General features: G+C 38.2%; 29 protein-coding genes, 1 rRNA gene and 1 riboswitch. All 30 genes read right to left on the bottom strand.

The annotated features are described in order from the left end of the window. A 16S ribosomal RNA gene (locus tag DS745_RS04260) occupies positions 1-784 on the bottom strand; the annotation flags it as partial. Positions 785-1,308: 524 nt separating this feature from the next. Further along, complete coding sequence (locus DS745_RS04255; protein ID WP_129076979.1) at positions 1,309-1,650, bottom strand: sensor histidine kinase; 342 nt, start codon at positions 1,648-1,650, stop codon at positions 1,309-1,311. Positions 1,651-1,803: 153 nt separating this feature from the next. After that, positions 1,804-2,049: a hypothetical protein gene (locus DS745_RS04250; protein ID WP_129076978.1), complete on the bottom strand. Its 246-nt coding sequence runs from the start codon at positions 2,047-2,049 to the stop codon at positions 1,804-1,806. A gap of 33 nt (positions 2,050-2,082) precedes the next feature. Further along, positions 2,083-2,568, bottom strand: coding sequence for a hypothetical protein (locus tag DS745_RS04245; protein WP_129076977.1), 486 nt, complete (start codon positions 2,566-2,568; stop codon positions 2,083-2,085). Between the two features lie 84 nt (positions 2,569-2,652). Then, positions 2,653-3,819: an LL-diaminopimelate aminotransferase gene (locus DS745_RS04240; protein ID WP_129076976.1), complete on the bottom strand. Its 1,167-nt coding sequence runs from the start codon at positions 3,817-3,819 to the stop codon at positions 2,653-2,655. Positions 3,820-3,924: 105 nt separating this feature from the next. After that, positions 3,925-5,040 carry an alpha-hydroxy-acid oxidizing protein gene (locus DS745_RS04235; RefSeq protein WP_129076974.1) on the bottom strand — a complete coding sequence of 372 codons (1,116 nt, stop codon included), beginning with the start codon at positions 5,038-5,040 and terminating at the stop codon, positions 3,925-3,927. Positions 5,041-5,052: 12 nt separating this feature from the next. After that, positions 5,053-5,727 (bottom strand): methionine ABC transporter permease, encoded by a 675-nt coding sequence (locus tag DS745_RS04230; protein ID WP_129076972.1) that lies wholly within the window; start codon positions 5,725-5,727, stop codon positions 5,053-5,055. Beyond that, positions 5,717-6,739 (bottom strand): methionine ABC transporter ATP-binding protein, encoded by a 1,023-nt coding sequence (locus tag DS745_RS04225; protein ID WP_129076971.1) that lies wholly within the window; start codon positions 6,737-6,739, stop codon positions 5,717-5,719. Before DS745_RS04225 ends, DS745_RS04230 begins: the two co-directional genes overlap by 11 nt. 111 nt (positions 6,740-6,850) lie before the next feature. Next, entirely contained in the window at positions 6,851-7,663 is an 813-nt protein-coding gene (locus DS745_RS04220; RefSeq protein WP_129076969.1) for a MetQ/NlpA family ABC transporter substrate-binding protein, read from the bottom strand. Then, positions 7,660-8,760 (bottom strand): iron-containing alcohol dehydrogenase family protein, encoded by a 1,101-nt coding sequence (locus tag DS745_RS04215; RefSeq protein ID WP_161568175.1) that lies wholly within the window; start codon positions 8,758-8,760, stop codon positions 7,660-7,662. Before DS745_RS04215 ends, DS745_RS04220 begins: the two co-directional genes overlap by 4 nt. Then, on the bottom strand, positions 8,757-9,941 hold the full coding sequence (locus tag DS745_RS04210; RefSeq protein ID WP_129076967.1) for a pyridoxal phosphate-dependent aminotransferase: 1,185 nt from the start codon (positions 9,939-9,941) through the stop codon (positions 8,757-8,759). The genes DS745_RS04215 and DS745_RS04210 overlap by 4 nt, the downstream gene beginning before the upstream one ends. Before the next feature lie 168 nt (positions 9,942-10,109). Next, positions 10,110-10,216, bottom strand: a riboswitch (SAM riboswitch). Between the two features lie 130 nt (positions 10,217-10,346). Further along, positions 10,347-10,856, bottom strand: coding sequence for an undecaprenyl-diphosphatase (locus DS745_RS04205; RefSeq protein WP_129076965.1), 510 nt, complete (start codon positions 10,854-10,856; stop codon positions 10,347-10,349). Between the two features lie 24 nt (positions 10,857-10,880). Next, complete coding sequence (locus DS745_RS04200) at positions 10,881-11,546, bottom strand: DUF421 domain-containing protein (RefSeq protein ID WP_129076964.1); 666 nt, start codon at positions 11,544-11,546, stop codon at positions 10,881-10,883. Positions 11,547-11,741: 195 nt separating this feature from the next. Further along, positions 11,742-12,926, bottom strand: a complete 1,185-nt coding sequence (locus DS745_RS04195) for a class I SAM-dependent methyltransferase (protein WP_129076963.1) — start codon at positions 12,924-12,926, stop codon at positions 11,742-11,744. 286 nt (positions 12,927-13,212) lie between these two features. Then, the gene (locus DS745_RS04190; RefSeq protein ID WP_129076961.1) at positions 13,213-13,578 is read right to left on the bottom strand and encodes a hypothetical protein; all 366 of its coding nucleotides are present in this window, start codon (positions 13,576-13,578) and stop codon (positions 13,213-13,215) included. Continuing rightward, positions 13,575-14,408: an HAD family hydrolase gene (locus DS745_RS04185; protein ID WP_129076960.1), complete on the bottom strand. Its 834-nt coding sequence runs from the start codon at positions 14,406-14,408 to the stop codon at positions 13,575-13,577. Before DS745_RS04185 ends, DS745_RS04190 begins: the two co-directional genes overlap by 4 nt. A 47-nt stretch (positions 14,409-14,455) precedes the next feature. Next, the gene (locus DS745_RS04180; protein ID WP_161568174.1) at positions 14,456-14,917 is read right to left on the bottom strand and encodes an NUDIX domain-containing protein; all 462 of its coding nucleotides are present in this window, start codon (positions 14,915-14,917) and stop codon (positions 14,456-14,458) included. Between the two features lie 12 nt (positions 14,918-14,929). Further along, positions 14,930-15,439 (bottom strand): hypothetical protein, encoded by a 510-nt coding sequence (locus DS745_RS04175; RefSeq protein ID WP_129076956.1) that lies wholly within the window; start codon positions 15,437-15,439, stop codon positions 14,930-14,932. Between the two features lie 3 nt (positions 15,440-15,442). Next, on the bottom strand, positions 15,443-15,928 hold the full coding sequence (locus DS745_RS04170) for a hypothetical protein (protein WP_129076955.1): 486 nt from the start codon (positions 15,926-15,928) through the stop codon (positions 15,443-15,445). 14 nt (positions 15,929-15,942) lie between these two features. After that, positions 15,943-16,158 (bottom strand): hypothetical protein, encoded by a 216-nt coding sequence (locus DS745_RS04165; RefSeq protein ID WP_129076953.1) that lies wholly within the window; start codon positions 16,156-16,158, stop codon positions 15,943-15,945. Between the two features lie 260 nt (positions 16,159-16,418). After that, positions 16,419-17,051 carry a DUF1700 domain-containing protein gene (locus tag DS745_RS04160; protein WP_129076952.1) on the bottom strand — a complete coding sequence of 211 codons (633 nt, stop codon included), beginning with the start codon at positions 17,049-17,051 and terminating at the stop codon, positions 16,419-16,421. Continuing rightward, entirely contained in the window at positions 17,048-17,374 is a 327-nt protein-coding gene (locus DS745_RS04155) for a PadR family transcriptional regulator (protein WP_129076950.1), read from the bottom strand. Before DS745_RS04155 ends, DS745_RS04160 begins: the two co-directional genes overlap by 4 nt. An 85-nt stretch (positions 17,375-17,459) precedes the next feature. Next, positions 17,460-18,392 carry an alpha/beta fold hydrolase gene (locus tag DS745_RS04150; protein ID WP_129076949.1) on the bottom strand — a complete coding sequence of 311 codons (933 nt, stop codon included), beginning with the start codon at positions 18,390-18,392 and terminating at the stop codon, positions 17,460-17,462. Positions 18,393-18,470: 78 nt separating this feature from the next. Continuing rightward, positions 18,471-19,343 carry an alpha/beta fold hydrolase gene (locus tag DS745_RS04145; protein ID WP_241657707.1) on the bottom strand — a complete coding sequence of 291 codons (873 nt, stop codon included), beginning with the start codon at positions 19,341-19,343 and terminating at the stop codon, positions 18,471-18,473. Positions 19,344-19,515: 172 nt separating this feature from the next. Beyond that, complete coding sequence (locus DS745_RS04140; protein WP_129076946.1) at positions 19,516-20,070, bottom strand: GNAT family N-acetyltransferase; 555 nt, start codon at positions 20,068-20,070, stop codon at positions 19,516-19,518. A gap of 13 nt (positions 20,071-20,083) precedes the next feature. Then, a complete protein-coding gene (locus DS745_RS04135) occupies positions 20,084-21,061 on the bottom strand; it encodes a GrpB family protein (protein ID WP_129076945.1) in 978 nt (325 codons plus the stop codon). 2 nt (positions 21,062-21,063) lie between these two features. Then, positions 21,064-21,429, bottom strand: a complete 366-nt coding sequence (locus tag DS745_RS04130; RefSeq protein ID WP_129076944.1) for a hypothetical protein — start codon at positions 21,427-21,429, stop codon at positions 21,064-21,066. A gap of 29 nt (positions 21,430-21,458) precedes the next feature. Next, positions 21,459-22,418 (bottom strand): LLM class flavin-dependent oxidoreductase, encoded by a 960-nt coding sequence (locus tag DS745_RS04125; protein ID WP_129076942.1) that lies wholly within the window; start codon positions 22,416-22,418, stop codon positions 21,459-21,461. Continuing rightward, a complete protein-coding gene (locus DS745_RS04120; RefSeq protein ID WP_129076941.1) occupies positions 22,415-22,699 on the bottom strand; it encodes a DUF3219 family protein in 285 nt (94 codons plus the stop codon). Before DS745_RS04120 ends, DS745_RS04125 begins: the two co-directional genes overlap by 4 nt. A 65-nt stretch (positions 22,700-22,764) precedes the next feature. Continuing rightward, entirely contained in the window at positions 22,765-23,427 is a 663-nt protein-coding gene (locus tag DS745_RS04115) for a hypothetical protein (RefSeq protein WP_129076939.1), read from the bottom strand. Positions 23,428-23,456 lie beyond the last annotated feature (29 nt).

The following is a 23,456-nucleotide window of genomic DNA, read 5'->3' as shown; positions in this document are numbered from 1 at the left end:
CCCCACGCTTTCGCGCCTCAGCGTCAGTTACAGACCAGAGAGTCGCCTTCGCCACTGGTGTTCCTCCATATATCTACGCATTTCACCGCTACACATGGAATTCCACTCTCCTCTTCTGCACTCAAGTTTCCCAGTTTCCAATGACCCTCCACGGTTGAGCCGTGGGCTTTCACATCAGACTTAAGAGACCGCCTGCGCGCGCTTTACGCCCAATAATTCCGGACAACGCTTGCCACCTACGTATTACCGCGGCTGCTGGCACGTAGTTAGCCGTGGCTTTCTCGTTAGGTACCGTCAAGGTACCGCCCTATTCGAACGGTACTTGTTCTTCCCTAACAACAGAACTTTACGACCCGAAGGCCTTCATCGTTCACGCGGCGTTGCTCCGTCAGACTTTCGTCCATTGCGGAAGATTCCCTACTGCTGCCTCCCGTAGGAGTCTGGGCCGTGTCTCAGTCCCAGTGTGGCCGATCACCCTCTCAGGTCGGCTACGCATCGTCGCCTTGGTAAGCCGTTACCTTACCAACTAGCTAATGCGCCGCGGGCCCATCCTGTAGTGTTAGGTAAAACCCAACTTTTACTGTCGGACCATGTGGTCCAAAAGATTATCCGGTATTAGCTTCGGTTTCCCGAAGTTATCCCAGTCTACAGGGCAGGTTGCCCACGTGTTACTCACCCGTCCGCCGCTAACAATTGAGAGCAAGCTCTCAATTGTCCGCTCGACTTGCATGTATTAGGCACGCCGCCAGCGTTCGTCCTGAGCCAGGATCAAACTCTCCATAAAAGTGTTTGATATAGCTCAAAAATAATCATTCATTGACGAGATATTTACTATCTCTTTAATTCGCTTGGCTGTGTGTTCAGTTTTCAAAGAACAATGCAATTTGTTTGTCGTTTCTTTGTGACAAGAATTTAATTATATCACAATAACTTTAATTGTGTCAATAACTATTTCTTGTTGTTAACACCAACACTTTCGTTGGCGAGTTCTTATTATATCAAAATAACAACCATTGTGCAACAACTATATTCAAAGTTATTGTAAACTCTATTTGCCGCATACTTTTCATCAAAGGTTTTAGCGGCAGATGAATAATATATCACGATAAAAAGTAATTGTAAATGCTCAGCAACGAAAAAGAATATACCAAATTATTCCTTTTGTTTTAAAAGCCTTTGTCAAACAAGTACAAGCAGTGTCATAACAGACACTGCTTGTAGGCAATTACAAGCTATATACAATTATATAGGAAACGACACTCTAACTTCGGTCCTTTTCCAAGTTGACTAGTAACGTCTAATTCCCCTTTAAAGTGAGTTACTATTTAATAGCCCAATCCCCTGACCAGCTACTTCTTGGTTAATCTTTTGATATTTACGGAACAGTTTTTCTTGGCTTTCGCGACTCATACCTACTCCTGTATCTGTTATATGTAGATGCAGTCTTCCTTGATCAATAAAGCTTTTAAATGTAACAGTATCTCCTTCATAACTGTATTTGATTGCTTTGCTTAACAGGTTAGAGATAACTAATCGAAACCCCATTAAATTCCCATTAATAATTCTGTTGTAAGGGACTTGTAAGTCCGAAACTAGATTAATGTTTTGTGTTCGGCCCTTTACAATCATGACTTCTAGCACTTCTTCCATGACAGGCCTGCTTTAATTAGTTTTGTTTTCCAGAATGTGTCGGTAGTCATCATTTGCTCTGTTTGGATAATATGATGTATCTCATGATCAATTGCTACAGAATAGTCTTCTATTAGGCTAAGTTTAGCTTGTACATCATGATCCGGTAGCAAATTATTTTATAACCGTTAACGGATTGCGGACTTCATGGGCAACGACATGAATAAAGTCTAATTTTTGTCGGTAAAAATCAAGTTCTATTTCAACGTTTTTTTGAGCTGATAGTGAAGTATGAGCGGGATGATTATATAATGATGACTTAACTAAACTAGTATCTGTCATTAGGTAGGGGTTGCTTTTCATCATATCCGTTTGTACAGATGCAGGCACCTCATTGCCATCATAACAACACACTGTCAAAAAGAATACGCCAAAACAATGACGTATCCGACTCTAAAATTTATTGGTATTGATGCTAACAGCTTTCCGGTACCTATCGTATACAACTTGAAACAAATATAATAGAAGCATTTTTACAATAAAAACAATCGATAACTCAACTTTTTTTAATCGTACTAACGTTGCGTAACCCATTCTCTTAAACAAAGTAGTGAATAAATACGTAAAGATTGAATCAATTATTAGATTTACCAATAGATAGAGTTTAAAGTTCCCAAAGGTATATTTTAAAATCCACAACGATCCCACCAAAAACGGACCAAAAATTAAGGGCATTTCTCCAAGAAAATTCGGTTTCTTAGTTGTGGTGAACCACCACCATTTATTCTTTTCCGCATAGGATCCTTCCGCAATTAGGTACAGTACCATAAACAATGAAGCAGGAATGTATCTCTTTAGTGTCTTTACACCAATGAAGGGAATGGTAAGCCAAGGCAGAACTGTCATTAGAAAAAGTATATTTCTACTCGTTTTGTTCATGTAAGATCTTCCTTTTTGATCTTAGCATTCCTCTTTTAGATTGTTTTATTACTTAAGTATCTTCATATTATAACTAAACGTTCATTAGCTAAAAAATTGACTATCTTTTAATTTCTTTACTGCCTTCATTAACAACTCCTCAGTTTGAACGAGCGCAATTCGAACGTAACCTTCTCCTTCTTCCCCGAAAGCATTACCTGGTGTGATAACAATTCCAGTTTCATCAATCAATCGATAGACAAAGGTTGTAGAAGTATAATTATCCGGTACTTTCGCCCAAATAAACATCGATGCCTTCGGTGCATCCACCTTCCAACCTAATTCGTTTAGCCCCTCAACCAGAATATCTCTTCTTCTTTTATAGATCGTTCTTAAATCCTCGCTAAAACTTGTTGAGTTTTCCAACGCTGACACTGCCGCTTTTTGAATTGGTGTGAAAACCCCATAATCTAGATTGGATTTCAATCTACTATAAGCACCAATAATTTGAGAGTTACCTACAAGGTACCCAATACGACACCCAGCCATGTTAAAGCTTTTAGACAAGGAATTGAACTCAATGCCTACATCTTTTGCTCCTTCTACCGATAAGAAACAAATTGGCTTCTCGTCGTAATAAAGCTCTGAGTAAGCAAAATCGTGCAGGACAATTATGTTATGTTTTTTCGCAAACTGAACAACTGTGTTGAAAAATTCATGTGTCGCTAATACCGGAACTGGGTTTCCAGGAAAGTTTAAGATCATCAGTTTTGCTTTTGCCCTTACTTCAACAGGAATTGCCTCTAGATCTGGTAAAAAGCCATTTTGCTCTTTCAAAGGCATTGGATAAGGGGTAGCACCAGCCAAGCTAATTCCGGTTGAATAAGCGGTATAGCCTGGATCAGGAACGAGAATCAGATCTCCAGGGTTTGCTACTACCATTGGTAAGTGCACGAGTCCATCTTGTGATCCCATCATCACTTCTATTTCATTTTCAGGTTGAATGACAACATCAAAATTCTTAGCGTAGTAATCCGTAATCGCCTTACGTAGGTCCTTTGTTCCTGTCATTGAATAGCCATATTGATATGGATTTTTTACTTCTTTGGCCAATACCTCCATGACGGATTCCGGCGGTGGTAAATCTGGGCTTCCAATACTTAAATCGATGATCTCGATACCTTGTGCTATTTTTTGTTTTTTGTAGTTTGCTAACTCACTAAAAATAAGAGTTTCAAATTGACTCATTTTATTTGAGAACGAAATATTCAACCTTTGCCACCTCTTAATCTCTTTTGACGTTATTATACTAGGTAATCAACTCTAAATCTCTAATTTTATGAAAAGAAAATAGACTGCCTCAGCAGCCTAAAATTGTTACGTATTTTTTACTATTATTGTATCATCAACTTCAGAAATTGAAGTCACTCCTGTTAATGCTAGACTAACATCCAAATCACTGATTAAATTTTTGAGAACTGTATAAACGCCTTCTACACCAAAAGCTAAACCATAGGCATACAACCGACCAACACAAACGAAATCTGCACCGAGTGCTAGTGCTTTGATAATATCTGAGCCACGGCGAATTCCACCATCAAAGAAAATCGGCATCTCACCTTTTAATTCTTTTGCAATTGCAGGTAAAGCTTCTAATGAACTAATCGCTCCATCTAATTGTCTACCACCATGATTAGACACGACAACTCCATCAACACCATAAGCCTTAGCAAGCTTCGCATCAGCTGGATGAAGAATTCCTTTAATAATTACCGGTAATGACGTTTTTGTTTTTAGCCAAGCAACTTTTTCCCATGTAAGTGTTTGGTTAAAAATTAACGGTGCAATTTTTCCTATTAACTCTGTTTGTTCATTACTTCCTTCAGCATTATATTTTTTTTGGAAAATAGGATCCGATAGATAATTCGCCATTCCCGCTCCTTGTCGAAGGGGAAAATACTGATTTTGCAAATCACGTTCCCGGTAGCCAATAACAGAAGTATCTACAGTTAGGACAATTGCTGTGTAGCCACTTTGTTCAGCACGACGAACAAAACTGACTGCAATCTCATCATCCCCAGGCCAATACAGTTGAAAGAACTTTGGCGTAGTTGGAGCAGCTAAAGCAATTGCTTCTATATTATAAGAAGAAACTGTACTTGTGATGTAAGGAATGCCCAATTTATCACTTGCCTTTGCCGCTGCCAACTCCCCACTCGGATGGATCACCGTTTGAAAACCCACAGGGGCAAGCATGACTGGCGTTGCTAATGTCACGCCCCATAGCTTGGTAGCTAAACTACTCGTCTTGACGTTTCGTAACATGCGAGGCACGAGGCTCCATTTGGAAAATACTTGAACATTCTTGGTAGATGTTTCTTCCTTACCAGAGCCACTGTTGACATAATCATAGGCCCCTTTGGGTAAAATTTCTTTCGCCTTTCTTTCCCACTCTTCTACAACTTTCAATGTAGAAAGATCAACACTCCCCATCAAACGCCACTCCTAATCCTTTTTCAACTTAGCTGCAACGCGATTTCCAATCGATTGAATTCCTTGAACAAGAATAATAAGTAAAATAACCGTAACGATCATTACGTCCTCTTCATAACGAAGATGTCCGAAACGGTAAGCTAAGTCACCTAATCCACCTGCACCAACTAATCCAGCCATCGCTGTTGCGCCAATTAATCCAATCGTCGCAATCGTCAAGCCAAGCACCATCGAAGGGCGAGCTTCTCGAACCATGACGTGCCAGATAATATGTCGCGTTTTAATCCCCATTGCCTCATACGCTTCAATCACACCTTTGTTTACTTCAAGTAATGATGTTTCCATTAACCTAGCGATATAAGGAGCTGTATAGACAACAAGTGGTACAATTACCCCTTTTACACCAATCGATGTTCCTACTAATAGCTTTGTAAAAGGCAGGATGAAAAATAGTAGAATAATAAACGGTATCGAACGGATAATATTAATAAGAACATTTAGAACTTGATAGACATACTTATTTTCCAGACTCTTATTCGGTCGTGTCAAAACCAGTAAAACACCTAGTGGTAAACCAATTAGCACGGAAATGGAAAGCGCGATCGTCACCATTTGGAACGTCTCAATCGATGCTTTCCATATATTCGAACCCCATTTTTCATAAAATTCTAGAATACTAAAGTTCATTTATACTCACCTCTTCCACTTGGACCCCTTCGTCCTTCAAACTCGCAATCGCTTTTTTCGTTTCTTCTTCTTCACCTTCAATATGAACAATCATTCGTCCATAAGGCTCGTTTTTTAACTGCACAATGTTCCCTGCTAAAATATTGGTATAAACGTTGAATTTCTTTACAACATTAGCTAGTGCAGGTTTACCCGTTGAATGACCAACAAATGAAAGTTTGACAATCGGACCTTTCGCACTCAAATCATTAATAACAGGAGCAGGAATTGTATTCGTAAACATGCTATCAATGAATTTCTTCGTTGTTGGATGCTTAGGGTTTGAGTATAAATCAATCACATTCCCTTGCTCAACAATTTGACCGTTCTCCATGACGGCTACCTGATCACAAATCTTTTGAATGACATGCATTTCATGAGTGATTAGTAAAATCGTAATACCAAACTCTTGATTAATTTTTAACAAAAGGTCTAAGATGGCTTCTGTTGTTTCTGGATCTAGTGCACTCGTTGCTTCATCACTTAACAGAATTTCAGGTTCATGAGATAAAGCCCTGGCAATGGCCACACGCTGTTTTTGACCGCCAGACAGCTGTTCAGGGTAGGCTTGCTGTTTGTCTTCAAGGCCGACTACAGCTAAATACTTCTTTACTCGTTCGTCAACCTCGTTTTTGGGAATACCTGATAGCTTTAACGGGATGGCGATGTTGTCATAAACAGTCGCTGTTTTCAATAGGTTAAATCCTTGAAAAATCATTCCAATGTTTTGACGTTCTTGACGGAGCTTAGTTTGTGAAAGCTTCATTAAGTTTGTATCGTTAATTAAGACTTCTCCCTGATCTGGTGTTTCAAGAAGGTTCACGCATCGGATTAAGGTACTTTTTCCGGCACCACTATAACCGATCACTCCAAAAACTTCACCCTTCTTTACTTCAAGGGAAACATCCTGTAATGCATCGATTTTGCCGTTTTTCGAGTGATAGGTTTTAGAAAGGTTTTTTAGTAAGATCACTGTCTACACTCCTTTTGATGTGAAAAATAGGAGAAGGCTGGCTCCTACCTCGGTTCAACGTTGACACGTTGCTGGCTTGGTAGCGTCAGCCTTCCATTGGTTATTTACTTTTTACCAAGAAGGTACTACTGAACCTTCAAATGTGTCGATAATAAATTGCTTTACTTCTTCTGAGTGGTAAGCTTCGATTAATTTCTTAATGACAGCATCGTCTTTATTTTCTGTACGAACAGCAATTACGTTTACCCAAGGAGAGTCATTAGGCTCGATAAAAATAGAGTCTCTAGTTGGTACAAAACCGTGTTCTACTGCAAAGTTTGTGTTAATTGCAGCTGCAGCTAATTCATCTAATTGACGAGGTAATTGTGACGCTTCTAACTCAATGAAATTTAAGTTTAATGGATTTTCCACAATATCGTTAACTGTTGCTTTTACTCCAATGCCTTCTTTAAGCGTAATTAATCCTGCAGCTTCAAAAAGGATTAATGCTCTCGCTCCGTTTGTCGGATCGTTTGGTAGACCCACTTTGTCACCTGCTTGTAACTCAGATACATTTCCAAGGCCAATTGAGTAAATTCCCATTGGGAAGTTTACGTTTGTTGCAACTTCGATTAGATCAAGATTACGCTCTGACTTAAAGTTGTCTAAGTATGGTTTGTGTTGGAAGCTGTTTACATCAAGGTCACCTTCTGCAAGTGCCACATTTGGCATTACATACTCAGTGAATACTTCAATTTGAATTTCTAGACCTTTTTCAGCTGCTACTTCTTTTACTTTTTCCATGATTTGCTCATGCGGTCCAGCAGTTACCCCAATTTTTAATTGATTTTCAGAAAGTGGTTTGCCTGCTGTGTCAGAGCTACCGCAAGCTGCCATAGCGAATAATGATAAAGATGCTACTACTGATAATAATAATTTTTTCATGTTGAATATCTCCCTTTTAATAGTTTTTTTAGAGTTTCCTCTACAGTTTCTAACGCTAAAATAATGTCTTCTTCGGTAAAATATTGTCCCATCATATGAATGGATTCACCTTTTTTTAATGTCCATTCAGCAATTTTTTGCTTGGTTTCAAGACTCTCGAAATCAAGTTTTAAGTGTGTAAAAAGATAAGGTAATTGTAGTTCATGATAATAAGGTTGTAACTCGACGAGTTCATCCACCCTTTTTTCAAGGGCTAATTGAACAAGTATGCCATATGCGACCTTTTCACCATGTAAAAGATGATGGGTTTCCTCAAACTGTGTTAACGCATTGTGAACCGAGTGAGCGGCTGCAATTCGACCATAACGATCTCCCAAGCTTCCTACTAAGCCACCTGCCAGGATATTGGTTTCAATCACCTGGATAAAAGAATGATTGCTGACACCTTTATTTAAGGCCTCGATGGCTGCGGCACCGTGTTCGAGAAGGACATCCTTACATAACTTGGCGGTATTCACTGCTAATTCAATTGACACTCGCTTTGTTTCCAATTGCTCCGTAAGAGCTCTTGCTTCATACCACTTTGCTAAGGTATCAGCAATCCCAGCCCTCAAGTATTCAGGAGGAGAAGTTAAAAGTACCCTAGGTTCAATCAAAACTAGCAAGTTGGCCCTTGGAAACACTTCAAATCTGACAAAACGGTCTTGATCGTCGTAGATTACACTTAGCGGTGTCCATGCCGCACAAGTTGCTGCAAGTGTTGGTATGAGAACAGCATCTTTGCCGATCTTATTAGCAACAGCCTTCGTAAGATCTAACACCGTTCCTCCACCAATTCCCACTATGACATCCGCCTGATGTTCGGCAACTCTGTCAATCTCATTTTCTGAACAATGACCTGAGTAGGGAACAAAAGTTGCTACTAGCTCCTTGAAAGCTGGAAAATAAGGTTCTACTGCTTTCCACGATTTTTCCCCGTGGATAACCAGAACGTTCCGAAAGCCATATTTAAGAAGTTTTTCTTCTAGACTTAAGAGAACATCCTCTTCACACTGATAAACACTTGGGCCTGCTTGAACTTGAATGGCTTGCATCATACATTCCCCCATTCAATTTCTAACTCACCAATGCGACGGGCAGCTTCTCTTAATTGATCTTCATCACTCAAAAGTCCAACCCGCACATACCCCTCACCAAATTGTCCGAAGCCATTCCCAGGGGCAACAACCACTCTAGCTTTTTCAAGTAATAAATCAGCAAATTGTTCTGAGCTATACGTTGGTGGTATAGGTAACCAAGCAAAGAAGGAACCTTTAGGTGCTTCAACCTTCCAACCAATTTCACTGAGCGCTTCAATAAAGACATTTCTACGACTCTCGTATTGGGAAACAAGTTCATCCACACATGATTGCGACTCTAGTAATGCCGTAGCAGCTGCTTCTTGTATGCCACCAAACACACTACAATAATAGTGATCTTGAATTAAATTCAATGCCTCAATCACACTTGGGTTCCCTACTGCAAACCCTACTCGCCAGCCCGCCATATTATAGGTTTTCGATAGAGTCATCATCTCAACACCAACATTTTTAGCTCCAGGCACTTGCATAAAGCTCAATGGTTTCTGTTCATCAAAACCAATCGCTCCGTAAGCAAAGTCATGAACAATACAAATGTCATGTTTTTCTCCAAGCATAATTGCTTCTTCAAACAATTCTTTCGTAGCAACTGCACCCGTTGGATTATTGGGGTAGTTCAGAAACATTAATTTGGCCTTCTCAAATGTCTCTTCAGTAATCTTCGTAAAATCTGGCAAATACTTGTTTTCTTCCAAAAGTGGCATAAACGACATTTCACCACCAGCCATGACAACACCCGACCAGTAATCTGGATAACCCGGATCTGGGACTAACGCGATATCTCCCTGGTTTAACAAGCATTGACTGATTTCGACCAATCCTGTTTTCGTACCAAACATCACAGCCACTTCTGTGTGGGGATCAAGAACTACATCATACTCCCGTTGGTAATATGTAGCGACCGCTTCTTTGAGAAAGCCATACCCACGAAATGGTGAATACTTATGATACAGAGGATTGGCGGCTGCCTCTTGAAGTGCCTTAACAATATGCAAAGGTGTCGGTTGATCTGGATTTCCTTGACCTAGATTAATCACATCATCATGGTCTTGTTTTACCTTCTCCACCTTCTGAACCAACTTTGCAAAAAACTGCTTTGGAAGGCTCCCCAACGTCTTTGATTGTTGAAACTGTTTCATAAAACACCTCTTAAATCTTCCTTACTCATGAGCGATTATAACCTTAAATGTTAGTAAGCTTATCTGATTAGTCAAGATTAAGAACATAACATCCCTCCGAGCCATTATACTTCCTTCAAAAGCGAATTAAGAAAGGCCCCTTTCATCCGAAAGAGGCCTAATAAGATTAGCTTATCTTTCAGAATGAACACATTCTGCAGGAAGTAGCACCTTTCCAATTACTGGTGGTTGCCGGATTTCAACGGGCCTGGTCCCTCAATCGCTCTTGATAAGAGTTATATTTAATTTTTGGAATAAGCTCATATTAAAGAGAAATTCACTCTATGTCAACAATGTTTTTTAAGAATATTTTTTAGGCACCGCTTACATCGTTGGTATTACACGAAAATATTTTTTTGATAATTTTTATTTCAGAGAAAATTTAGCGTTTTCTAATCTCTCTACAACACTACTCGTCATACTACCAATGATTGCACTACCAAGAATGTCAAAAGGATAGTGATGTCCAAGCCACACTCTAGAAATACCAGTTAGTACAGATAATCCCCATAGATATGAACCTACAATACGGTCATGGAAGAAAAGTGTAGAAGATACCACGAATAAAAACAACGTGTGCTTACTTGGAAAAGAAGACGTTTTCTTTGCTGGAATGAGTAAGTTAACCTGATGTTCTAAAAATGGTCGTGGTTTATAAAAAAACTGATTCAATACATAAGCTATTGATATTGAAAGGCAATAAGACACCAAAGCTTTCTTCACAACTTTTCTGTCGATATAACCTGTCAATGATATGTAAATTAAGACAATAATCAATAAAAAATAATACTTTTTTGAAACTGCGATCATATATTTATCAAGCATTGAGTTACGACCAGCTAGTCGGTTAATGGCTTTAAATAATTGGTAATCCATTTGACGTTTCTCCATTTCAACTATTTATTGATAATTAAGAATTGTAAACGAGTCCTCATTATCCTTTATATACGCATAATATATTTCCTTAATGTCTTTAAAACCCTTTTCAACAATATGCTTTTCCAACCAGGCTTCGTCCTTGTTAATTATGGTCAAATTTCCTTTTTGAATTTTCCCCTCAATAATAAGTGACAAGGGCAGTCCTGTGTATTCAACGTTGATTTGACAATGTTGAACCGTTAACGGTTGTAACTCCTTTATAGGAATTACACTAATTTTTCCATTTGGTTCTAGAATAGCGTACTCGATATCCTTAATATCTGGATAACCAAAAGTGCGAATCATGGAAAGCAGTTCAGCCAAAGAATAGCGAATTTTCTTTAGGTTTTTTTGGATAATGGTGCCATGCTTGATCAAAATGGTGGGTTCACCAATAATAATATTCGTTAAAGCTTGGAACAAACTTAATCTAGATATGATGACATACAAAGTTCCTATGCTAATAATGCAAATCACCGCATGGAAGAAGCTGTTAATCTTTACCGCGCCTAAGGCTGCATAAGACAAAAATATAATAGTGACTAGATCGTATGCTGTCCATTGCGACAGTAAAGTTTTACCAAGAAGACGCATGACAGTAAAGACTAAAAGAAATAACACCACCAATTTTGTTGTTTCTATTACCACTGTTCTCAACCTCTAAAGAATTCAATTTTTGGATTAACTTTAATGTTAGATTGTTGATAAATTCTTTTTTTATGCATAGAGTGAAATAGTTATCTATACAAGTCGATAGCTAAATCAAAAACTCTTCCATGCTCCTTCTGAGCTTTTCCCTAAAACAAAAATAAACTACCTACGTTATGCAGGTAGCTGTAAATTTTAGTCACTTAACTCCTCGCGCTCTTCTAGAGATGTATATGAACCTACGGCTGCTTGTTCTGAATATTGGCCGAAAAGTTCCTCTACTATCAAATAAGCTTTTTCAGTTTCTGCTAGAGGCAGAATCTCTAGTTTCCGATACCCCATATTTCCACACCCATACACAAGGATAGCGGTATCTGTAGACCATATTTCATAACGAATTTGGTACCAGTGATCATGGAATTTTAGTAACCGTCCCGTTTGGAATTGCTTTGGTTCTTGCTGATGAAACATAAGCTCTGCAGCGACACTTGAAAAGGAGCCAATAGCTTTATTTTCAACATTTCTCAAATAGAGCTGCGTTATGCCTTCCATTGTGGGTTTACCCCTGTTTGACTGCGTCGCTACAACAATAGGGGCTTTCTGGCGAACGCCTGTTTCATGAAATTCTATGAAGCTTGAACTCTCCCAATCAATCGAAAGGTCAACCGCCTCTAGCATATTAGACCATAGACCTAAAGCTGCTGGACTTTCTAAACGTTCTGTTGATAGATAGACTCCGTCCTCGGTTAACAATTCTTCAATGATCTCTAGATAGCGATAATCTGAACTCAAGGGAGATGTTCTCAAAAACTCCTCGAGTGACCAGTATAATGGCACTGGAAGAGTACCTATGATTTCATGAAAAACTCGCACTGAGGTAATCATGTCAAAGGAATCACTAGGATATAATCGACGAATGTTACGATAATCCATTTGCTGAAACGTAATATTTGTCAAACCTAGTCTTGTCGCTAATTCGCTAGCAATCCGAATTCCATCCTTCGTTTTATCGATACCAACCACTTCTGCCTCCGGATATAAAAAAGCATAGAAGCATGTTAAAATTCCGTTATCACAGCCTATATCTAAAATTCGTTTTGGGTGATACGAAGCCTCCGAAACCCATGTACAATAGTGTAAATAAAAGTCTGCTAACATTTTAGCTACATCAAGACTAAACTGTAGATCCTGATTTTTCGTTGGATAAACGATCCGTTGATTTTCCTTTGAAACAGTCGAAACTAATTCCTGAAACTCGTAAGCTTTTTCATCGTGGTGTAGAATTAAATAATCCCAGAACTCTTGCTGATCACAACTAGCTTCTAAAGAAAGAAGTTGAAAATACTCTGCAGCTTGCCCGACTGTCGTTTGTGTTAACATTCTTCTAACTCCCTCTACTAAAAATGTCTTGCCTCATCATAACATGATATGAGCTGGAATTTTCCTAGTAATTGTTGCAAAATATAGTAACCGGACACAGAGGACGTTAATTTTGTTAAAAAGGCAAATTTTGAAGTTTCGCGGACACAGGGGACCTTATTTGGGCAAAATCTTAATAAAATAATAGTTTTCAGGCAAATAACGTCCCTGGTGTCCGCGAAAATGAAAATCACCCGATTTTAAGTAAAATAGCGGCTCTGGTGACCGCTACATTTACTACTCTAGTTTAAAATTCTCTTGGCACCTTCCAAAGGAAGTAATTCCCTGTAAACAACCTTGTTTCTACAACGACAGTAACTTCATCTTTTTCAAAAAAGTAACCTGAACCCATTTGTTCTTGAAAAACCCAGCCGCGTACTTCCATAAACTCTTTGATTACTTGGCTACCATTGTTATTTTTTGACACAAACATGATCGACTCTGAGTTTACAGAGACTTGTTTGTAGGGATGATCCGTGGACTCTAGTTTAAAAATAGCTGCCAATATCTCCGTTGTGTTTTCTTCTTGGAACAATGCACTTCCGAACCTGAGTCCTATAATTCCACTTACAAGCATGAAAAAAATGACAATTCCTAAGATCAATTTTTTCACAAATTCACCTTCCGATATCTCTCATAAAGAAACTCAGCTACACCATCTTCATTGTTACTTAAGAGGATATCTGTTGCGAGTGATTTAATGTCACTATGAGCGTTTGCAACAGCATATCTTTCACAGGCACACTCAAACATCGTCCGATCATTTAACTGATCGCCGAAGCACACTAACGTGCTAGCATTCAAGTACTCTTTCAAATATTTAACCGCCTGCCCTTTTGTACAATTTTTATCTAATATTTCTAGCCAATAATATTTCGAATAAATGTCCTCAGCATAATGACAGATAATCTCTTTGTTTTGCTTTAGTTTCTCATACACAGGCGCAAGTGTTAGATTAGTATTAATGCCATTGATACTGACAATCTGCTCATCTAAATAATCATAAAAATTATCAACTTGAATAAACCTATCATCATGATTTTTTATCCGATCACCCATGTAATCGTCTTCACCCTTGTTAAAAACCCCTTTATACAAGACCTTATCTTCTCCATCTCCATTGATGATATAGACAATTGGTGTAACTCCATGAGCCTCGTAAGATTGGATAATTTCCTTTGCAGTCTCCCGCGATAAAAAATTAGAAAGAATTGTTTTATTCTTGATAGGATCATAGATTAAAGCCCCGTTAAAAAGAATTAGAGGTAACTTTAATTTGAGTGGCTCAATAATATCCTTTAATGATGCATAGGACCGAGCTGTTGCAATCGTAAATTGAATATCCTGATCAATAAGTTCGTTTAGTACTTGTTGCGATCTTGAACTGATCGCCTTTTCAGAATTGGCTAGTGTGCCGTCTAAATCCGATATGTAAAGTCTCATTACTGTCACACCTTTGCTAAGTATTTCCCTAGAGGACTATTTTACGTTTACATGTTTATTTTACCATTTTCCTCCAAAGTAACAAGCAACTTTGGTAAACATCCTCCTAAATGCCCCCCAAGTGTCGGGGGATGATCCGTTTGTAGATCGGTCCAACGATAATGATAAATCCAACCATTATCCTCGTCCTGACTACGAACCACTACAGTAAACCTATCTAAACATTCTTCAATGGTAAGATGAAAATAGTGACGAGTGATGTAGGCTTGTTTGGCTTCCAAAAAGTACGAGCATTCACCTAGATACGATTTTATTTCTAACTGTTGAAGCTGTGCTTCTTCTTCAATCTCTCTTAGCAAACAATCTTCTAACGTTTCGCCTTCCTCTACTGTTCCACCAGGAACTTGTAGGCCGTAAGACTCGACGCCCTCTTCCAACATCGTCAACAACTGGAATTTCCCTTCCATTTTACGAGTAATATACGCAGTTACTTTCGTTAATTTTTTCATTTCAACCATCCTTTAATTTTGGTACCAAACCAATTGCTCAAAGGCATATCTTAGCGTCATTGCAGTTACCTTTTCTAAAAATACATAGAATGTTAGCGAGATATTCCTGTCATGATCAATGTATCCAATTTTGTAACTTCCTTGAGACCTGTCCGTATATTCATAGTAGTTTTCCCCATAGGCAGTTATGACATCAGAAAGAGTATCCCCGACACCAATTCCTCTAGCAGTCTTTGCCTCAAGGTTTTTCTCATGTGGTAAAATTGAGACAATTTCACCTGTACTTCTTTCAATATTCACAAAAATATTCTCGGCCTTATAGAGATCATAATTTCTTTTTGATCGATAGTATTCATTATCAGGATCTTCTTCAAATTGATCAGGGAGAGCGTCCCCAAGTCTGATTCCAGCAATCGATTCGTTAGCTAAATCAGTTGAACGAACTTGTTTCATCGTTTCTTCAAGAGTTGAATTTTGGCAAGCTACTAGGACGAGAATGAAAATGAACAATAGTTTTCTCATACTCTACTCCATTGACCCAAGGTCGTATCTGAAAAACAGAACCGTATTATTTTGATCATGCCAAAATTCAATAGAATGGTTGAGGGTATGGTCTTTATATCCCAATATATTTATCCCATGTTCTGATCTGCGATAGTAGTTTTTACCGTAAGTAGCCGTTATTTTTTCAATCGTATCCCCAACACCGACTCCACGAACAGTTTTCGTTTCACCTGTGATGATAAAACGAACAATTTCTCCATCACTGTTTGCAGCAACTTCTATACCTTCCTCTAAATGAAAGTAATGATACAAATCGTTATCTCTACTTTTGGCTTTTGGAAGGTCAATCTTCTCTAAGAGGCTCGTTCCATTTATATTCTCATAGCTTAGATCCGTACTTTGAGTAAACCTATGGTGAAAAGAACGAGAAAAATTATGTTTGAAAAAAAGAAAAGAAGAACCTAAAACTAGAAAAACTAGACTACATACAAATACTTTCTTAAGCATAGAAATTCCTCCTATTATAAATCCTTAAAAAATATCGCTGAAATCAACATGACCAAAGGCATGGTGAAAATCGAAACAAGCAAAATAAACATCGCAATTACATCACCAAAGCCACAGCTGTCTGAGCTAGTATCAATAAAAGCTGACAAAATAAAAAAGAAGATGGCATTTGGAATAACTCCAAACAACCCGATGAAAAAACTCTTTGTCGGAGTCCCAGCTGCCTTCATAAAACTTTTCGAATACTTAAGCCAATAATAGAAATAGCCATACGCCACTAAAATGACAAAGTAAAATGGGACAAAAACGGCATGTATGGCTATCCACAGCAATGAAAAAAAAGGGCTGCAGTGACTGCTATATAGGCAGTATTAAACAAACTAAATCGTATTCCCTCCACTAAGACCTGATTACTTTTTGCACGAATAAACATTTTCCGACCACCTCAACACTACCTAGAATTACTAGGTATATTATTAAAAAAAGGGACTTATATTCCCTTCAGTATCCCCATCTTAAAACTTATTTTACTGATTGGGTAAAAAAGCAATGTCACGATTACGCACATAATTACAAACTCTGGAGTGAGTAACGGATTGAACCAGTGTTGTATTGGCTCCAAATATAAGACTAGTAGCATCAGTAAATAGTTTGGAATAAGAGAAAATCGAAAGATCCGTTTATGTAGCTCTCTTCCTTTAAATCCAAATTTTTTCCCTATGGAAAATCCGATACATGCCCACAAAAGACAATATCCTACTAGAATAAACCACTTCTGTCCGACTAGGTAAAACCAAAGCTGGCTCACAACTGTTGTCTGGTAAAGTGTATAAATGGAGGTCAACAATAAACCAATGACAAACAATAAGTAGTTTATTAGTAAAACCTTGCTAAACTCCTTTGTAGAGTTAAGCCCACTTGAATAATGTCGAGCAATTGTTTTCGGATCCTCTAATTGACTTATCACAAGTGCTTCTGCTTCAAATTCGTTATTTCCCACAAGCAACAAATCACGATGTTTTTGTTCCATATAATCAGCATATTCCGCTACAATCTCATCTCCCCTCGGATGACCTTCTAATTCCACTCGTAACCGACGAACAAACTCTTCTTTCGTCATCATGATCTTCCTAACACCTGATTCATCATTTTTACAAATGAATTCCATTCTTTTGTTTTATCCTCGAGGAGCTGTTGCCCTACATCTGTTATTGAATAATATTTGCGAGCTGGGCCTTTTTCTTGTTCTTTCCAATAAGACGAAATAAATCCCTTTTCCTCAAGCTTATGAAGAGCCGGGTATAAGGTGCCTTCCTTGACGTCAAGTGCATTTTCACTACGTCTTCCCATTTCCTTAACGAGCTGGTACCCGTACATATCGCCTGTGTCAAGTAGTTGCAAAACAATGAGCGACGTACTTCCCTTAACTAATTCTCGATTAAACAAATTTTTCACCTACCTAGAATAATGAGGTATGTGATTAGGTTACAATAATTTGCCAAATATAACAAGTGGAAAATTAGCGCACTCTTTACTTCACTTCATCAAATACATCTTTGATTGTCTTTATGACTATTTCGGGATTTTCCAAATGAATCGAATGACTATTATCAGTTTTAATTTGCTTTGTATTATTTGACAATTTGCATAGAAGTTCTTGATGTTCAACCCAAGTTGGATCATTATTATTTGAACTCACTATCCTAATTGGCATGTCTTTATCCAATGGTTTAGCATTAGCAACCTGCAATGCAGATTTCTCACTGTGTATAAATTCCTTATAAACCGCTTCAAATGTATTTGGGTGATAACCTATATAATTCACAGCTTTTTGAAAATGTCCCGGTAAATATTTTCTACCTACAGGCTGCCTTAATAACCTTGGGAGACCAACACTAGATGTGATAAATCCAATCCTAAATAAAGTTAGACTTTTTTGATGGTTCTTTTTACGGACAGCATCCCACTCATTGGGCATATACCGTTTCTCATGTACCGCATCAATTAAGACTAGTGCTGCCACCTTTTCTGGATATTTACTCGCAAACAGCCTCATATTAAGCCCGCCAAATGAATGTCCTACTAAGATATATGGTGGCTTAAGAGCTAATTTTTCTAATACTTTGGTTAAATCATCTACTACTTCTTCACTGGTGTTCATGCCTTTTGTAGGCGAACTCCAACCATAACCAGCTCGATCAAAAGAAACAACCCTAGCAAACTTTGATAATTCTGGTTGTATGAAATGCCAATCAATTGAACAACAACTTAAGCCCGAATCAAGTATAACAGTAGGATTTGCCTCTTCTTCTCCAGTAAAAATCGTATGAATATTTCTATTATCTACTTCCACCAATTCTCCTAGTTCTTTAACCTTCTTTACTTGATTAATAAGAATATTTGTTATAGTGAACGGGAAACCAATTATTGATAAGCTTGCCTTTAAAACGCTATCTATATTCATGTTTATCTCCTTATTAAAGAAGTACAACGAAAGACAGAATGGACAACTATCTCAAGTCCTCCTGAGGTCTTCTCTCTACTAATAATGCTCAGCTAAAAATTCACCTATATCATCATTAATCATCTGTAAATATTTCTCCGATGGAAAATGACCCATGTCATAGGATTTAAAATCTACTAAATTTGGAATAATCTCCTTTGCAACTTCCTTAATCTTCGTTTCGGGGAAAAACACATCTTTTTTCCCAGCGATAACAAGCGTTGGAGATTGAAAGTTAACTAGTTCACGTTTCTCTGTGAGCTTCGGCATTTCCTGTTCTAGCTTCACATACTTGAATACATCGCCAATAATTTGTTTGTCTAGCTCTTTCATTGAGTGATCTGACATTCTATTTGCGATCTTTGTAAGGTGTTTCTCCCCTGAAGTCGTGTTAAAAAGGATTAATGGCAACAAAATTTCCCTAATCATACTCATTTTGGAGCCCAATTTAATACCAGCTGGTGATACTAAAACTGCACAATCTATTTTTTCAGGTTTAAACGTTGCCAATCGTAAAATAATACCTGCACCATAAGATGGTCCGATGAAACCAGATGTTTTAATCGAATAATGATCCATTAATTCTTCGATCCACTTTGCAAAACTGTCATCACTTGCAGAAATTCTTGTTTCATCGCTAAACCCCGGGTGACCAATTGTATCAGGAGCATACATTCGATAAGTTTCCGCTAAAGGTGAAAACCATGACAGAGTCAAAGGATTGATACAATTCCCACCTTGGAAAATAAACAGAGGCTTCCCATCAACAGGCCCGGCCATTAGCATATGCGTTTTTCCAAAACTTGTATCAACATATTCATGTTCTACTAAAAATGGTAATGTATTGATATATGCTTCATAATGACTGGTAATACGCTTTTTTCCCTCTGCACCTTTATAGATCGTTTTCACTCTATTCAGCCCCATATCCTCTATTGGATTGTAAAAAATGTCATTTATGACTGTACTATACGAGTGCTAGAGAAACTCTGTCAAGAAAAACTTTCCAATATATAAATAAAAAGAGACAGGTACCCGGTACCTGTCAAAAGTTTATTAGAAGCTAGTTTGAACTTCATAGAAACTATTTTGATTCAACATAGTAAACTAGATTATCCGTCCATTCACCAAATTCATATATAAATGCTTTTCTAACGCATTCATACTCCATACCAATACTCTCAGCTAATTTGATAGAAGGAGTATTATCTAGGTTTATATGCGCTTCTATACGATGATAATTTAATTTCTCAAAAGCGAGTTGGAGTGCTGCTTTTACAGCTTCCTTCGCATATCCCTGTCGCCAAAACTGATTATGGATTGTATAACCAAACCTTGCCCATTGAAAGTCATCCCTTATAAGTGTAGAGAAGTCAATGACACCCAAATGTGCCTGATCTTCTTTTCTAATAACCCCAAAAACATACACCTTATCACTTAGAGCTAGCTGCTGATGTTTATCTACCAATTCTTTGAACCAGTGCTCAGTACATATGCTCATATCGACTTGTCCCTCGTCGTACTTATGCTGCGACGGCAACCGATTTTGAAATTGGGTGATCCAACCCAGATAATCTTCTTTTTTATATGGCCTTATTAGTAACCGATTTGTTTCCGTGCTGTAATCAAAAGTAGTCAAACAAACATCTCCTCTATTTTACTTTTCTCAAAATCGCTTCTACAAAATTACCTTTACCTAACGTATATGCTTCTCTGTCACTAGCAGTCTTAGCCAAGTGTTTTTTCAGAGATTCATATTCTATAACTGCCTCTTGATTCTGTCGCAAATAATCACGAAACGCTAAATGACGTTTTATTTCTACGTTATCCTTAGTACAAACATACAAATGCTGAGCCATCCATTCGGCGTTATTTTCGCTTCTTGGCACATATTGATCAACTCTCTTAAAAGCTTCTCGACCTGGTATTCCCTGATCTCCATTATGTATATAGCCTAAGTTCGCTAGTTTTTTAATTACTTTTGGTAACAAGCTTCTATCCTCAATCACAACGTCTATATCAATTATTGGCTTTGCACTTAACCCTTCAACAGAGGTACTACCAACATGTTCAACCTCTACCGCTAATTCCCCTAATTCAGCCTCAATGATCTTTTTTATACTGGAAAAACTGATTGCCCAATCAGGATTGTACTCCTCAATAATTACCCCGTTCTCTCTTCGCAGGAGCCCAAGGTAAAATGTCGGCATCGCCTTATGAAGATAATCAACCATCTGACGAATTTCGTCTAGGTATTTCCCCTCATAATCGGGTGGGGGTACGACGACAGACTTTTCTTCATCACAATAGACTTCGTTAAACAGATAGACACGCTCACCAAATTCCTGAAGAATATAATCCCTATGTTCCTTGCCCATGGCAACAATCACATACTCATTCAAAAAACCCTGTTGAAACTGAGTGCGTGTGAATGAAGAAGTATCAATCTCTAATTCTCTCATTCTGTCAAAATGAACACTAGAAAACTTGCTAAGATCACTGTTTGCTTTAAAACCAGCTGAAGCGACTTCGATGTTCGTAATCCCGCTTCGCGATAGATATTCCTTAAAACAAAACTCAGCCGTTACGCTCCTTGTAAAATTATCGGTACATACAAATAAGACTTTCATGGTTAATCACCTTCCGAGACTGCGGCTAATTTTTCACTAACTAAAGCTATTAAATCGTTCACATCTTTACAACTGATTAATTCATCCTTAGTAATAATTAATTTAATCCCATCTTCAGTACGAAAAAAGGCACAAGGAAATTCTGCCTTTGGAAAATCTTCTGGCAAGTCATCTAAATGGTAAAAGTGAACAGGTATTAAAAGAGAATAAATAAACTTTTTCCACTCCTTGTTCATCCCAACCAGACCGTAGGTAACCGAACATAAGTGACAAGGATAGGTCGAAGGAGATGTAACCTTATGGATAGAATCTAACATTCCATTCCACCAACCGCTCTTCGCTTGATATACAAATATAAGCTCTTTCATACTGACACCGTCTCCCTCACACGGACATTTCATGTGTTTTTGTCTTTTTGTGGTGCCTGACACCGTAATAATTCACCAACCAACTTGTACGAGTTAAACCGTTCTTCTGCAGATTGGGTATTCGTTACGAGCATAATTTCATCTGCGTTGTAATCCTGCTGGACCTTTTTTAATCGTTCTTTAACATCTTTTGGATCTCCAATAATCATTTTTTTCTTCTGTACCTCAAACTCCTGCCGTTCACTTTCATTTAGCCCATGTTTCCCATCTTTTTTCATGAACCACAAGAGCGAGTTTTCCGCAATTTCTTCTGCTTCTTTTCTCGTGTTTGCACAAATTGCGGACAAAGTAATAATCACTTCCGAAGGTTGTCCTTTTTCTTTGCAGGCTCCTCTGTATAACTCAATGATTTCCTTCCCATCGTTGTCACTCATAAACTGTCCGAAGGCATAGGCCATTCCATGTTCCGCAGCTAGTATCGCGCTCTTCTTACTAGTTCCTAATAGCCAAGTCTTTGGCGGAGTAACTGGGAGTGGTCTCGCCTTCACTAATTCTGTCTCCTGTTTTACATACATCATCAACTCTTCCACCAAGTTTGGCATTTTCCAAACCTGCTGCAAAAAGTTATCTGAAAGTGCGTTCGTAGCTTCTGCAGAACCACCTGGCGCCCTCCCAATCCCAAGATCTATTCGTCCCGGAAAAAGCGTAGCTAACATATGAAACAACTCCGCCACCTTATAGGGCTTATAATGTGGAAGCAATATCGCACCTGAGCCAATCCGGATGTTTGATGTATTAGCACCGATGTAGGCAAGCATCACTTCAGGAGCTGAACACGCAAGCCCTGAGAAATTATGGTGCTCAGCAATCCAATACCGTTCAAAGCCATACTCTTCCCCTAGTTGCGCTAGCTTCAAGGAATCACTTAACGCCAATTCAGCGGTCTGATTAGCTGCCACAGGTGCTTGATCTAGAATACTTAACCTCATGTTTGCACCTCGCTGAAACTTACTGTAAACTCTCCTACCTGTCCCTTTACATACAAATTCGTAATTGATGTATAATACTGCTGAATATTTCCAAAAAAATTCAACTCCCGTTCTGGCACTTTAATCTGAAATCTCCCCTTATAAAGTAGTGTTGTAATCTCATGATAGTTTTCGTTCGTCACGAAAAAACGAACCGTTAGCTTATGTAACCCATCTTCCTTTTCTTCTTTGTATTCCTCCAACTGAATAACCGTATCATCTAGGATCATTTTCTCGACCAAATCTATCGCCCCTTATAAAATGTGGTACCAGATGTAACTAATCTTCCATCAAAGCACACAGACTTTTAAAGTTCTACCGGTTCAAACTCAATTGATTTTGCTTGGTACATCTTGTCTCGATAGTCATAGACAATGACAACCTCTCCAACTATACTCGCAGGAGATATTCGTGCACTCACTCTCACAATCAGTTGATTGTCCGATACTTCATAATTAATAATACCGCCAAAAGCTATATCCTCGAATAGGTTTGACTGCTCCAAAACATCTACTAAATAAACATTGTCACCAATAACAATTTCCGCGCTTTTAGTGGACACCTTTGTTTTTATGTTCCTATAAATAATGGCCAGCGGATGATCTACAACTTCCTCAATCAATCCGTTTGAATATCGATAAACAAAAACCTCTTCCTGTAGCACACCAGTACCATAACCTTTGTTAAGTATGATGATTAATTCTTTCTTTTTATCCTGGTTAATTTCCTCATAGTATATTTGTGGTGCGTAGCTAGTATTGGTTACATTTATCCAGAAAGGTCGTGAATAGATTTCACCTTTAAAATTAATGATGAAATCGTGGAATAAGCCGTTTATTTCCTTAGCATACAAGGTTATCTTTTCTTTAGGTAACGTAGAAACGATTTCATATCCTTCGCGAATTGCCCCAACTTTATTTGGGCTAAGAATAAAAAGAACAAGCACAACCATAATAACGTATTTTTTCATTCGTTTACCACCTCAGGTTATTATTCCCA

It is taken from the genome of Anaerobacillus alkaliphilus (assembly GCF_004116265.1).
Taxonomy (GTDB): domain Bacteria; phylum Bacillota; class Bacilli; order Bacillales; family Anaerobacillaceae; genus Anaerobacillus; species Anaerobacillus alkaliphilus.
This window is presented reverse-complemented; position numbering and strand designations above follow the sequence as displayed.

Coding starts and splice junctions, on each gene's coding strand:
- DS745_RS04165 (WP_129076953.1), bottom strand. CDS start 16,158: ATGAAGGCAGCTGGGACTCCGACAAAGAGTTTTTTCATCGGGTTGTTT.
- DS745_RS04115 (WP_129076939.1), bottom strand. CDS start 23,427: ATGAAAAAATACGTTATTATGGTTGTGCTTGTTCTTTTTATTCTTAGC.
- DS745_RS04255 (WP_129076979.1), bottom strand. CDS start 1,650: ATGGAAGAAGTGCTAGAAGTCATGATTGTAAAGGGCCGAACACAAAAC.
- DS745_RS04160 (WP_129076952.1), bottom strand. CDS start 17,051: ATGATGACGAAAGAAGAGTTTGTTCGTCGGTTACGAGTGGAATTAGAA.
- DS745_RS04205 (WP_129076965.1), bottom strand. CDS start 10,856: ATGGATTACCAATTATTTAAAGCCATTAACCGACTAGCTGGTCGTAAC.
- DS745_RS04245 (WP_129076977.1), bottom strand. CDS start 2,568: ATGAACAAAACGAGTAGAAATATACTTTTTCTAATGACAGTTCTGCCT.
- DS745_RS04195 (WP_129076963.1), bottom strand. CDS start 12,926: ATGTTAACACAAACGACAGTCGGGCAAGCTGCAGAGTATTTTCAACTT.
- DS745_RS04125 (WP_129076942.1), bottom strand. CDS start 22,418: ATGAGGTTAAGTATTCTAGATCAAGCACCTGTGGCAGCTAATCAGACC.
- DS745_RS04210 (WP_129076967.1), bottom strand. CDS start 9,941: ATGAAACAGTTTCAACAATCAAAGACGTTGGGGAGCCTTCCAAAGCAG.
- DS745_RS04230 (WP_129076972.1), bottom strand. CDS start 5,727: ATGAACTTTAGTATTCTAGAATTTTATGAAAAATGGGGTTCGAATATA.
- DS745_RS04235 (WP_129076974.1), bottom strand. CDS start 5,040: ATGGGGAGTGTTGATCTTTCTACATTGAAAGTTGTAGAAGAGTGGGAA.
- DS745_RS04170 (WP_129076955.1), bottom strand. CDS start 15,928: ATGCTTAAGAAAGTATTTGTATGTAGTCTAGTTTTTCTAGTTTTAGGT.
- DS745_RS04185 (WP_129076960.1), bottom strand. CDS start 14,408: ATGAGACTTTACATATCGGATTTAGACGGCACACTAGCCAATTCTGAA.
- DS745_RS04150 (WP_129076949.1), bottom strand. CDS start 18,392: ATGAATATAGATAGCGTTTTAAAGGCAAGCTTATCAATAATTGGTTTC.
- DS745_RS04220 (WP_129076969.1), bottom strand. CDS start 7,663: ATGAAAAAATTATTATTATCAGTAGTAGCATCTTTATCATTATTCGCT.
- DS745_RS04215 (WP_161568175.1), bottom strand. CDS start 8,760: ATGATGCAAGCCATTCAAGTTCAAGCAGGCCCAAGTGTTTATCAGTGT.
- DS745_RS04180 (WP_161568174.1), bottom strand. CDS start 14,917: ATGAAAAAATTAACGAAAGTAACTGCGTATATTACTCGTAAAATGGAA.
- DS745_RS04175 (WP_129076956.1), bottom strand. CDS start 15,439: ATGAGAAAACTATTGTTCATTTTCATTCTCGTCCTAGTAGCTTGCCAA.
- DS745_RS04135 (WP_129076945.1), bottom strand. CDS start 21,061: ATGAAAGTCTTATTTGTATGTACCGATAATTTTACAAGGAGCGTAACG.
- DS745_RS04130 (WP_129076944.1), bottom strand. CDS start 21,429: ATGAAAGAGCTTATATTTGTATATCAAGCGAAGAGCGGTTGGTGGAAT.